Raw genomic sequence first — 12,702 nt, forward strand, 5'->3', positions numbered from 1 at the left:
CCGATCAACGTTCCCGGACCGCCATGCAGTTAAGAATCGCAGCAAGATCACGTGTCGGTCTTCTGAAATCCCGTTTCCCGACTATTTTCTCCATAAGGTTTCTGCAGGAATCATTATCCATATCCGTTACCACTTCCAATCGAATCCTTGCCCTTGATGCCCCGACATAAAAAAGTAATCGATCGGACAAAACCGTCCTGTCCGTAAAATCCACCAGTATTACCGCATCCGCTTCAAGTCCCTTGAATTTTCTGCATGTCGTGAATCGGCATCCTCTGTATCTGCCGTCAACTGTTGCGTTCTTCATAAAGCTTCTTGCCTCAGTTTCAAGAGTCAGTATCACGATATCATCGATTCCCGATTCTTTCAGTTCATCAATGATCCCGTCAAGAGCTTTGATTTGCAGTTCCTGCGTCTCGCAAAAATGCATTCTGGGAATCCTGCCTGCAATACCGTGCAGAAACAGCTTATTGCCTAAATCCGGAAGCAGGCTCATGGATGCCCTGCTTACATTCTCCGTGTTTCGACAGTTACGGTACAGCGTCAGTCTGCAGTCCGCTTTTTCTATCAATTCAGGAAGTCGGTCAGACTGAACTGTCTGGAGCCGGTCGTAAAACACATAAAACGATGACTGAGAATTTTCCGTTTCCATAACCGCATCACGCAGCAGTTGAAGAATTTCGGTTTTCTCAATTGCATCCCTGCCAAAATCCTGTCCTTCATCGACTATGACATGTTCATAAGGGAAATTTCCAAACGCAACATAGTCCCTCAGTTTTCTGGCGGCTTTTTCATAATCTGGAATATCCGTTTTGCACAGACTGCATACATAACCGTCCAGTGTCATAAAATCAATAAAACTGCTTTCATGGCGGGAAACCAGATATTTCCTCAGTTCCGAATTGTAACAGAGAAAAAGAACCCTGCTTCCGTCTGATGCATGACGCCGTGCCTTTTCCACCGCAATCAGGGTCTTCCCTGTACCGGCAGCACCGTTAATAACGGCTGTTTTCTGTTCCGTGAGGAAATTGAGAATTCCGGCCTGTTCATCCAGCATCCTGTGAAAAACCATATGTTTCAGATCCGTGTCAAACCCGGCCGGCGGAAATACATTAAACTCAGGACAGAGTATTTCTCTGATAAGTCTGTTGACCTCGTTCTCGGAAAGAACCGTTACGACTCCGGCACGCACATCCAATGAAAACAGAGTTTCAATGTACGGAAGCGGATCTTCGAGTGCCTCCCTGCCGATTACCATGATACGGTCCGCTTCGGGCGGCATGGAGATGGAATCCAGTTCCCCTGACGAAAGTGAAGGGAACCACACTCCGTGCAGAAATTTTATCCGTCCGACCAGCCAGCCAAGACTGCTGTTCCCTATCAAACCCATAAGCTTCCATTTATTCGCCGAAGCCTGATTAAAAGGTCCGCCGTTATGCATGGGGACACCGTTACCGTAACGCCACTCGCCGTCACGGTATGAAACGGCTCCTGCTTTTGCTTCAAGACAAAGGATCCCCTTTTCTCTGTGAAAAATCACAAAATCCGTCTCACTTTCATGGACAGTTCCGTTTTTTACCTTTGTAATCCTGAAGGAATGAAAAACCATGTATTCATCTGGAAGTTTTTTAAGTGCTTCAAACATGATATCCTCAAGACTTCCCTCCGGAAACTGACATGGTTTTTCGGGAATCATTACAGCCATTTCACTTCATCCCCTTAATGATTTTCTCTACCGTTTCCGTATATCCGTCCGGTCCGTAAATGCATTTTATTCCTGCTTTTTCCGCAACATCCCTGCTTTTTTCCTGTCCGAAAGAAAAATACATTATTTCCTGATCAGGCCAGTAATAATCGCAGTGATGTTCCCCTCCGTCTGCCGGCGTCACGAATTTTACATCCATGACGGGCATTCTCCTGCCGTCAAACAGTCCGTTATCCATAAGCTGTCCGGCAAATTCATGTTCGCCTTTCGTCTCTGCAAACTGGAGAATGTCGGACAGTACAGCCGTCCAGTCTTCTCCTCTCATGTCCGTTCCTGCCATCATGACAATGTTTCCCGTCCCGCATTCCTCTTTTTTCTTATTTGTTTCCGGAGCCTTTTTTTCGCATGCTTTCCATCCGACATTTCCGTACAGCTGCTCATGGAAAAATCCGAGCCTTTTATTTTCATATGTACCGACAACCACGCCTCTGTCAAGAAACACATTGAACTCCTCACAGCAGGTTTCCGGAAGAAGGCCGCAGGAATAACAGGCGGCAAGATTTAATGAATCCCGTCCCTGTCCCTTGCTCAGAGAACATACCGGATCATTTGAACAGGTAACCGCGGACTCAACAGCCCTTCTGTATATGTTGGGGAACGCATCGTATCTTCCCTGACGCACAAGTCCTCCGAGCGTTCCTTCGGAATCACCGCTGGCCGTATAAATCAGAATACCCGCCATTTCCTTTCCGTCGGCAGCATCTCCGCAATAAATTCGTTCCTTCAATGAAGATATGTTATACCCGCATTCAAAACTCAACTGCTTTATGAACAGATGGGAAATTGTATGAAGGAGGAGAAATTTACCCGAAACCGTTCTCGGGTTCTGACTTCCAAGGAATGAATTATTATAATTTTCCTGCAGGGTACGCACGCGCTTTTCAAGATCATCATTCCCGCTTCTCCATGCATCTATCGCGTCGCCGTCAAACTCAATAAAGATTCCTTCCCCATATACATTGTAACCCGGATACCAGTCCGTTTCCTCTGCCTTGACGGAAACGAATCTGTTTGACCCCGTTCTGATCATGGAGGCCGAAAACGGTTCCATTCTTGAAAATCCGAGAAGGACCTGAACTTCCCTGATTTTTTCAATCAGCGACACTCCCTTTATATACGGAATATTGTATTTAGATATATCCGTCTCAGTTCGTTTAAAATCGCTGTATGCATCCGTATTCTCCACGGACGACCTTCCGGAAAGGGCATCATATTCCGTTGCACGGTATTCAATGCTTCCGGTATCATAATTTTTCTCGTTTCTGGAAAGCATCTTTCGTTCCAGAATCTCCCTGACCTGCTTCGGATCACATCCAATATTTGCAGCAATCCGCTCTGAATAATCATTTACAACCGACAGAATATTCTCTTCCTGAAGCTGAGCGGGCATACCCTTGAGCCCCCGTATGGTTTTAACCGCGTTTCGGAATTCGTCGTACAGACTGCTGTCTTCAATCCTGTTGTTGATAATGTCCGAAAATGGGGGGATCACGAGCGAACTTGCCGTCACCGGAAAATATACGGACGAGCTTCCCCGCTGCAGCACCTTTGGATAGAGACCACAGTTTTTTTCACGTTCCCCCTTCCAAGGCTGTCCTCCTTCACATGTAAAATTATATCTTCCAGGGTATTTCTCATCCAGTCTTTCAAACTCTCCGTCATTAAACGCTCCCAAAAGTGTGGCGGATGCGCCGCATTCACATTTTACACTCAGACCTTCCAGGCCCTCGGACGCAACCGGACTGGTAGTAAATTTAAGCTGTGGATTCCCGCATACTTCCCTGGCTCCTCCGAAACTCTTTGCGTGAGTCCACTTTACCCATGGGAAGTCATTAATATGTCCGTACTGGCATACCGTCACGATTCTCGCCACCACAAGTTCCACACGATCCGTCGGACAACGAAGTACCCTGCTCATGTTCTGATTATTTACCTTTTCGTTTTCCTTGGCCTTACTGTTGAATTCGGCAATCCAGCGCGACAGAGGCTGAAATTTTCTGCATTTCGGACAGAAATACCATTCGGGAAAACGGGCATACGCGATTCCGTCACCGTTTTTTCCGCCCTTTGGCATACCGAAATATCTTACTCCCAGAGACTTCTCAAGGCGTTCATCATGGATATGCACAACCTGATCCTGCCAATATTCCGGAGCCGCAGTCATAAGCGTCTGCGAGGGAAAATCCACCATTGCGCCGACACCGTACTGGAGTACCGCCTGCGCCGCACGCACTGAGTGAGAGGTGGCATTCAGTCTGATTTTTGTAACCTGTTTCATGCTCATAAACCCCTCTCCTCCTTCCATTCAATAATGCTTCCGGGAACCATGACATCCACATTTCTCATGGAGGTCATGGTTTCAAAAGCCGGATCCTCCCTGAATGTACCGAATGTTTTCAAAAGCCGTTCCCCTGGTCCGTCAGGTCCATTGACCATGAATTTCTTACCGTACCAGAAACCTTCTTCGGCATTCTCGGCCAGATCTTCCCATTTATCAATAATCTCCTTTATTTCGGAACGGATTGCATTCGCATCATCTTCCATGTTCGGATTGATTCTGCGGTTAACATCCGTACAGCGCTTAACCATAAAATCCGTAATTTCATTCACTGATTCCTCATAATCTTTTTTTCGGAATCCCGCGGCACCGTCTTCCGCACTCAGGGATTTTACGGAAAGCCTCAGATATGCAATGATTACGGCATGAAGCGCCCTCCTTCTGGCAGGAATCGAAAACGGCGTTGCCCCCGTGGGTTCCACATGTCTGTAGAATGACTCGTGATAAGGCCTGAACTGCTCGTAATGGGACCGGTCACGGCTTTTCCCACCGTCATACATAATAAACGCGACACCGGGATATTCACGCCCGACACGGCTTGATGCCTGGATGTACTCACTTGTGAGTTTCGGCTGTCCGACAAGAAGCATGACATTCAGTCTCGCCACGTCAATGCCCACGGAAATCATATTGGTTGCGAGAAGCACATTGCACGGATAAACATGATTTTTCATTCCTTCCGCCGAATAACGGACTTTTTCCAGTTTGTCCAGCGTGCGGTTCAGTTCCGTCGTGGTTACACGGCTTGTCAGTTCATCGGCTGTTCCGATGCTTCTGACCTCCGAACTGGATTTCAGTCGGTAGCACATCCGCTTCATAAAGTCTTTTACGTCATCATCCACCATTGTGGCCGCCTTGCCCAGATCCTTCAAACTGTTGAAATAGGCAGTCAGTGTCCAAAGCTTGTCCCTGACTTCATCGGACAGATCCATGTCCTTGGCTTTCTGCAGCATTGCAGCCATTGCACGGATCTCCATCATAGCCTTTGTCTTGCCGGACGGCATGAGTCCGACATATTTCCGTCCAAACACACCGTTTTCATAATTAATTTTTGACTCCCTTGCAAAGAAGGAGTCTTCCGCATCAAGTGCGGGATGAGGAAACTGGCTGACACCTCTGTCGTACAGTGCGGCACACTGCTCGACCGCTCTTCGTATCGTGGCGGTTGAAGCCACGATCTTCGTAATGTTTCCTTTTTTACGGCACAGGGCATCAATCGTACTTTCATACAGTCCCACCATCGTTCCAAGCGGACCGGAAATCAGATGCAGCTCATCCTGAATAATGAGTTCCGGTGCCCTGTTACCGTTTCCAAGGGCAAAGAAATTTCCGATCTGTTCATTCCATGGAAGCATTGCGAACTTGTCCACCGTGCCGAAAAGCAGTGTGGGCGGTTCCCTGTACAGTTCCTCATCCACAACCTGAACCGGAAGACCTCCGCCAAACTGACAGCTTTGCCGAGTGCAGAAAAGTGCAAATCGGTTCCCTCGCATTTTATATCCGAATTGGCCACGGTTTTTCTTTCCGTCCTTCTCCGGAACAAGCCTGGTTCCACACCACGGACACTTCAGAACCTGAAATTTATTATATTTTTCCTTTGCATATTCCAGATTATATGATGCCTTTGAATTCAGATTCTTTAAATTCTGCGCTGCCCCTTTGTTATCGTTCGGCGTATGATCTCCGCCGATCCAAAGCCCGATGGTAATCGGCATTTTACCAAGAGGATACGCCGGATAATCATGTTTTTTTGATTCGCTGTCCCTTCTGATGACCTCACAGGCACAAATCAGTGTCGATGCCCTGGTAAACTGCTGTGCGGCCAGAAGACGGAGCGTATATCTCATGATAACCGTCGTCCCCCCACTCTCATTCGGATAGCGGAATCGTCTGTAGAATATTGTCATGGCCGTAAGTCCCAGATAAGCTTCCGTCTTTCCGCCGCCGGTAGGAAACCAGATCAGATCGACCAACTCCCTGTCCGCGGATTTCTCATCGGTTACGGATACAATGTCAAGAAGCATAAATGCAAGCTGAAACGGTCTCCATGCATACCTGTCCTCTGGGAATTCCATGTCCGCTGTTCTGTAATCAATCCCTTGGAGAACATTCGATAACTCCCTGTCCTCCGGAAAGGTTGCAGGCCATTTTCTCTGAACAACCAGCTGGACTCTCTGCATAAACATGGCACGATTGGCAAGCTGAAAAGCGTTCCATGCCTGGTCGTCGCTTTCAAGAATCTTAATTCCGGCACGCATCCTTTCGCATGCAGCCCGACAGCCGTTAAGATTTTTCTTCGCTGCGGCGGAAAAACAACCGTCCAGCGTATCCGCACGATTCGCAAGCTCATCAATCCAGACTGAATAAGCACCTACGAGGCTGTCTAAATTGCTGATTTTTTCCTTCCTGTCCGTATCGTCAAGATCAGAAAGATACTTCATGGACAGTGTCCTGGGATTTACGCCGCAATCCCCAGGCAAATTAAAGTCCATGGAAGGTACTTCAAATTCCGGGAAAAAGTCATTTCTGATACTTCCGTTTCCTTTTTCATCAATATCCCAGTTTACCGCCGTTCCGAGCCCTGTCCCATAAACATGCTTGTTCCGATACTGAAGTTCCAGGGACTGTTCCTCGGCATCAAGGATATCAAAATCCGCATTGCCCGTATATTCCGCAAACACAAAATTATTGTTGGCGGATTCAACCTTCAGTTCCGGCTGAAATATGCAGCTTTCCCCCGCAGCATGACCGCTCTTTTTATTTATTACCATGACCGTCAGGGACGTGTTTCCGTTTTCCATCCGTCTTCTGAGTGCGGTAATGCCAACCAGGTCGGAATCAAGATTTTCAGCAGAATCCGCATAATTTGAATCCCCAAATGCAATAACAATGTCTTTCAGCTCATGCGGTTCCCTGACATATCCGCTTTTCAGCTGATCCGCAAGTTTATACATGTTGTCAATAATATGATCGTCATCCGTGTCCAGCCTGTCCGATTCCTTCAGGAGTCTGACATCCTTGCGATTAAATCCTCTAAGCATTTTAAGAGTTCTTTCGGAAGCATCATATGTTACATATCCCGAAGCAGCTTCTGGGACACGGTAATCATCCGGTAGCATGGGCACAAACGGAATACGGCAGTCTTCAATTCTGGAACCTCTGTAAGTTCCGTACTTCAGCGAGACATGGATCCTGTCCGTATTTCCCTTAACAAAAAAGGAAATTCCAAAGGAAGACGGCATGTTCTGTGCCGCAAGACTGACTTCCTCATCAAGGTTATCCTCGGAATCAGGATCATCGTCATCTTCTTCTTCCTGTTTTTTTTCTTCCTTTATTTCCCTGGCGGTATAATCAGAGCTTTCAATTTTCTCTTCCGTTACCGATATGTCGTCCACCGTTTCTTTTCCTTCTTCTTCCTCCTCCCCGCTGTCAACATCCCCGTTATCGGCTTTCATTTTTCTTCCTTGCGGGAAAAGTATCCCAATGGAATACCTTTTTTCGGGAGAAGCCGTTATAAGCTCGTGTTCCGCATCCGGTACCGAAACTTCGGATCCCGGACCGAGCAATTCTTTTTTTATTAAGACAATAAACTCGTCCCTTGCACCGATTATTTCGTTCTTAATCCCCATAAGCTATACTCCTCCTTCAAGATCAATCGGACGGTTTGTCATATAAGCCGGCACGGACTGATCCGTTTTTACTATTGTCTCAATGCGAAGTACCACAGCCATTGTATCAAGTCTTTCCCGTATTTCTGCCGGAATAATACCGCTGACGGACTTTTCGCCTTCCAGACTGCCGATGATTGCCGCGCCAAGTTCCTGCAGTATGACTCTGCGGACACGTTTAACATCACGGCATGCCTCAAAATAATCGTTGGCATGATCAAACATTTCAGCATTTTCCGTCAAAAGCGAAATCTGTTCCAGATATTCCACTTTTTGCGGACCTACTGTACGCGTGTCTTCATTCAGCCAGTTTTTAATGGTGGCAGGCTGAACATTGACTCCGTTCGCAATCATTTTCTTCACAATCCGTTTCGGTGTTTCTCCGGTACGCTCCATATACTGTGAAAGATCTTTTTTCCACTGCCGGGACATGGCATATCTTTCCGAAAATTCTTTGTTAATCCTTTCGGTACGGATCAGTTCATTCAGTATGTAATCCACGATGTCCCTGGTTTCATTGTCCCTGTTCAGAAATACCATGCTGTCTCCGACTTTCAGGTCATCCGCTTTCCTCTGTTCGACCTCGCTCTTTTCCTCATTCAGGACATATGCCTCATAATACTTCGTCAGCATTGCACCTTCTCCATCCTCAAAATGCACGAGTGTTGCCACATCCGAAAGCGGTGCCGAAGCATCACTTCCGCCCTGTCTGACCACCGCATCAAATTTCACGGCAAGAACCTCTTCCGCATATCGGACGATTTCTTCATCCACCCTGTTAATTTCCTCCACTTCCTTCAGAAGTTCGTCCTCCTCCGGCAAATCATTTTCCTCTCCGATTATCTGCTGTCTTGAATTAAACAATCGATCCCGTTCGGATCCCTTCCTGCTTTTTGCCTTGAACACTGCTTCCTCTGGCTTATAAAGCAGCACCGTGATTTTGGGTGCAGCCATACAGCGAAAGACATCAAAACGCCTGCCGGAAATATTGCCGACAATCAGAATATCGTCATAAATACGGGTTCCGTCAAAACGCTTTACGGGCACAATATCTATTCCGGAAGCATTCTGCTTAAAATCATGGAGAACAAAATCCCACATAATATCCGCATAATATGCATTCGGAACAACAATTGCCATCTTCTTTTTCCGTCGCATTTCCACATACTCTCTTACAAGTTCCCTTTTCGGAGAACCGTCATATCTGACAAAAAGCAATTTTGTAAGTATATCCGCAATTTTCTTTCCGCTGCCCTTCAAATTATCCGGCAGGTTTTGCAGCCGTTCTTCTAGTTCTCCCAACATTTTCATGGGTTCTTCAGCCTGAATCTTTCCTTCTGTAATTTCCTTTTCCATCTCATCCAATGAAAACGGCGCCGTCATGAACAGCTTCATAAGGGACCATGCCGGAAATATAATACTGTTCTTCTCCTCATCATCCAATTCATCCCTTTTTATCAGTCCCACAGCCGTTTTAAAATTCCTGTAATCCTGCCAGCTGATTTCCCCCGGAATTACCTGTGTAACGATTTCCCTGTCAATAACAGCGCCTGCCTGTCGATCCAGTTCCAGTGTCAGGCTGTTTTTTTCTGTTGGTGGGAGCGTATTTTCAAGAAGAAAATCCTTCGTGCAGGCAAAAACACCCGATTCTTCATGTTCAGCTACCAGGCTTTCCCCACAGGAAAGATCCATGCCTCCGCACACGAAAGAAAAACCAAGTGTTTCCCGATTCATTGCCTGGTTGATTTCCATGCTTTCATTACCCTGTTCAATCAGGGAATTTCCGCACACAAATATTCCCATATGCTCATTTCCTTCTGCATTCCATGTCATGTCGAGTCCGACGGAAATCTTTGAAGTAAATTTCAGCATTGCTTCATTTTTTCCTGTATTTCCGCCATAAGGATACTCATTTCCGTCCGTAAAATAGGATGCCGTTATCAAATCCAGAATGCTGATTTCACTGTCACCGTACCTGACTGTCAGGCCTTTCATGTATCTGTCCGCCCTGTACCGATCCATTACAAAAATAACAGAAGTATCCGTAATCCCCGGAATATCCTTTTCTTCGCAGTTTAAAATTTCCGACAGAAATCTTTTTCTGGCACCGTTCTGTGAGCGGATTCCTCTCCCATCATATCTCTCAGACAATCCCTGATACGGAACAATCAAAGCCCAGCCTCTTCTTCCGACTCTTTTCGTTTTTTCTTTTCCCTGACCAATTACAGCCCATTCCTTACCGTCAGAATCAACTTCTATTCCTTTGAATTCTCCACGTTCTTTCCCGTAAAGTACCTTATCTCCAATCGGGATCGTTCGTACTATATCTTCAACGCTCGTATTACTTCCCATGATCACTGCAAAAGCTGCCCATACGATCGCAATGGCATCAAAACACGGAGAGCCAAGATGAAGCACAATACTTCCGCTGTTTTCCGTTTTTTCAGCCTCCCTTGACAGAAATTTCAAAAAGGAGCGGAGAATAAGTTCCCTGGAAATGAGCCGGCCATCCAGGCAGATGTCGCACTTCTCAAGGCACCTGTTCAGACCCTCGGTATCCATATCATCACCTCTCCTCTCCGTTAAACATTTACTGCAAATTCGCCCTTTTTGTTTTCAAGTTCATATCCGTCTCTTTCTTTCCTCACACAGCCTGCCCTTTCCATTCTGTGAAGAAAATTATATGCGGAAACCTGAGACACGCCGAGAATGTTGCGGATATCTTCCACCCTGAACTCATTTGAAATTCCCACTTCGGAAACAATCCGACAGCATTTCTCTATGGTCTTCGGTTTGACTTCCTCTTTCAATTCCTTCTCAAGATTTATGAACATTCTAAGTTGCGGCCCCGGAACGGCGTATCTCCTTCTCTCTTTTTCCGAAAAAGCATCCGTCATGTCCTTTACACACTGCTTTATGAACAGTGCCATTTCTTCTATAAGCGGAATTGATACGGAATTGCCAAACTGTTTAAATTTCTGCTGATTCGATATTCCCTCTGGAAATGAAAAACCTTCATTTCCGTTCTCATCCAAAAATGCATAACCGATGAACCCCTGCAGACGTCCCCATTCTTCCGGCGTCATTGTTCTGATGTATTCATTGTTAATCGGCGTTTGCTTTCTTCCTACCATCATGCCGGCACATCTTCTTCCGTTAACCGGATCGTAAATCAGATTTCTCTCCTTACCCGAACCTCCCGTAGCCAGTAAAGTGCTGGAAATGGGATTTTCGACACCTTCGGCATTGACAATCCGATATCCGAATCCGTTTCCATTTTTTCTCTGTCTGGCCTTATGATTTTGTAATGTCTCCAAAAAACCGGAAGCAAGAAAAAAGCTGTCCGGCACATATTCATCAAGAATGTCCCTTACTGAGCCAAAAATAACCCTATTGTTTCTTACCGGCGTACTGTCCGGAATAAGCTGCAGGTGTTCTCCGAAATAGTCCCTGCTGAATGCAACTATGTATACTCTTGGTCTGTTCTGCGGAAGACCGAAGTTCTTTGTATTTCTGATAAAGGAAGACTTATCGTATATCAGACTTCCGTCCTCTCCCCTTGTAACACCTACCACATGGTAGTTCAATTCATTTTCCAGTGTGTTTAAAATGATTTTAAACGTATTTCCCCCGTCATGACTTACCAGATTTTCAACATTTTCCAGAAAAACCACTTTCGGCATGGTTTGTTCTATAATTCTAGCGATGTAAAAAAAGATTGTTCCTTTTGTTGTATCCTTAAATCCTTCCCGTAAACCGATCCGACTGAAAGCCTGGCATGGAAATCCGGCAAGGAGTACATCATAATCCGTCCTGCAGACCGTCTTTCTGAATTCATCATATGTCACATCATTTTCTGCATTATCGCCAAACAAATGCTCATAAGTCCGACAGGCATATTCGTCTTTTTCCGCTGACAGGACATTTTCAAATTCACCGGCCAATTCAAAACCTCTCCTTATTCCGCCGATTCCGCAGCACAAATCTATCATACGCATTTTATCTGTCTCCTCTACCCATTTTTTCCTCCAACCGTTTATAACGGCTTTTTTCTTAAGAATCAGTAATTCCTATATGCAAATTATGATTCCGTTATGGCGATAATTGGTTTTAACACAAATATTCAAGAATATTATATCATAACAATAACTAAATAGAAGAATTTATGTCATTTTTTTCCTATATCCTTCATATATTTACTTTTTCAATACAACTCATAGCAACAAAAAAGAGCTCTCATATCAATGACAGCTCCTCATCCAACTCTTATTCAGTTTTTTCCTCATACTCCGCCAGTTCCTCAAAATCCCCGTCATCCCCCATCCTTCTCAGATAGTCCAGGCCGCCGTCCACAGCACACTTCCCGCAGTGGCAGGTAACGAAGTCGTGACAGCTTCGTGATTCGATCACATCCCCACAGTGATTGCATCGAATTACATTTCTTTTAATCTTTCTCATAGCTTTCCTTTTCTTTTATTTGTAAAGCTGATATTTCTTGCTGATTTTGTGAGCAATTTCGTCGTCCAGTGGCTGAAAACCAATGGCCGTCAGTGTCCAGCCGATTCCGTCCTCATCCACTTCCTCCGGCTCCAGCTCCGTGAGACAACGGTCCCGTATGAGAAAGAAATCCTTTCCTTCTTCCAGGCCAAGCTCCTCTGCCATCGCCTTCGCTTTCAGCAGATTGTTCCGATTCTTGGCCTCGCAGACTGTTTTGGTAAAAATCCCACAGATCCAGTCTTCATACACATCTTTTGAGAAAATATATTCCGCCCTGTAGCAGAGCTTTCCTGTCGCATCTGTTACTTCCGTTACATTCGCTCTGTCCCGCAAATGGCTGGTTAAAAAAGCTTCGGAGGCATGGCAGCACTGGGCCGCCAGCTTCCCGGCAGACATCTCTAAATCTTTTCTCGCTATGATTAACTGTCGCATTT

7 protein-coding genes are annotated in these 12,702 nt (G+C 45.8%); all 7 read right to left on the reverse strand.

Annotated elements, in window-relative coordinates; translation table 11 throughout:
- Positions 1–4: 4 nt before the first annotated feature.
- Complete coding sequence (locus BN3656_RS14955; RefSeq protein WP_066549786.1) at positions 5–1,705, reverse strand: ATP-binding domain-containing protein; 1,701 nt, start codon at positions 1,703–1,705, stop codon at positions 5–7.
- Between the two features lies 1 nt (position 1,706).
- Positions 1,707–4,049: a DUF1998 domain-containing protein gene (locus BN3656_RS14960; RefSeq protein WP_066549789.1), complete on the reverse strand. Its 2,343-nt coding sequence runs from the start codon at positions 4,047–4,049 to the stop codon at positions 1,707–1,709.
- Positions 4,046–7,558 (reverse strand): helicase-related protein, encoded by a 3,513-nt coding sequence (locus BN3656_RS14965; protein ID WP_242963020.1) that lies wholly within the window; start codon positions 7,556–7,558, stop codon positions 4,046–4,048. The genes BN3656_RS14960 and BN3656_RS14965 overlap by 4 nt, the downstream gene beginning before the upstream one ends.
- A gap of 177 nt (positions 7,559–7,735) precedes the next feature.
- On the reverse strand, positions 7,736–10,333 hold the full coding sequence (locus BN3656_RS14970; protein ID WP_066549796.1) for a DrmE family protein: 2,598 nt from the start codon (positions 10,331–10,333) through the stop codon (positions 7,736–7,738).
- Between the two features lie 20 nt (positions 10,334–10,353).
- Entirely contained in the window at positions 10,354–11,769 is a 1,416-nt protein-coding gene (dcm, locus tag BN3656_RS14975; RefSeq protein WP_066549798.1) for a DNA (cytosine-5-)-methyltransferase, read from the reverse strand.
- A 268-nt stretch (positions 11,770–12,037) separates the two neighbouring features.
- The gene (locus BN3656_RS14980) at positions 12,038–12,229 is read right to left on the reverse strand and encodes a hypothetical protein (protein WP_081422982.1); all 192 of its coding nucleotides are present in this window, start codon (positions 12,227–12,229) and stop codon (positions 12,038–12,040) included.
- A gap of 15 nt (positions 12,230–12,244) precedes the next feature.
- A complete protein-coding gene (locus tag BN3656_RS14985) occupies positions 12,245–12,700 on the reverse strand; it encodes an aminoacyl-tRNA hydrolase (protein WP_066549801.1) in 456 nt (151 codons plus the stop codon).
- Positions 12,701–12,702 lie beyond the last annotated feature (2 nt).

Origin of the sequence: Clostridium sp. AT4 (assembly GCF_001517625.2) — a bacterium.
Lineage (GTDB): Bacteria > Bacillota > Clostridia > Lachnospirales > Lachnospiraceae > Enterocloster.

Coding starts and splice junctions, on each gene's coding strand:
- BN3656_RS14955 (WP_066549786.1), bottom strand. CDS start 1,705: ATGGCTGTAATGATTCCCGAAAAACCATGTCAGTTTCCGGAGGGAAGT.
- BN3656_RS14960 (WP_066549789.1), bottom strand. CDS start 4,049: ATGAGCATGAAACAGGTTACAAAAATCAGACTGAATGCCACCTCTCAC.
- BN3656_RS14965 (WP_242963020.1), bottom strand. CDS start 7,558: ATGAAAGCCGATAACGGGGATGTTGACAGCGGGGAGGAGGAAGAAGAA.
- BN3656_RS14970 (WP_066549796.1), bottom strand. CDS start 10,333: ATGGATACCGAGGGTCTGAACAGGTGCCTTGAGAAGTGCGACATCTGC.
- dcm (WP_066549798.1), bottom strand. CDS start 11,769: ATGCGTATGATAGATTTGTGCTGCGGAATCGGCGGAATAAGGAGAGGT.
- BN3656_RS14980 (WP_081422982.1), bottom strand. CDS start 12,229: ATGAGAAAGATTAAAAGAAATGTAATTCGATGCAATCACTGTGGGGAT.
- BN3656_RS14985 (WP_066549801.1), bottom strand. CDS start 12,700: ATGCGACAGTTAATCATAGCGAGAAAAGATTTAGAGATGTCTGCCGGG.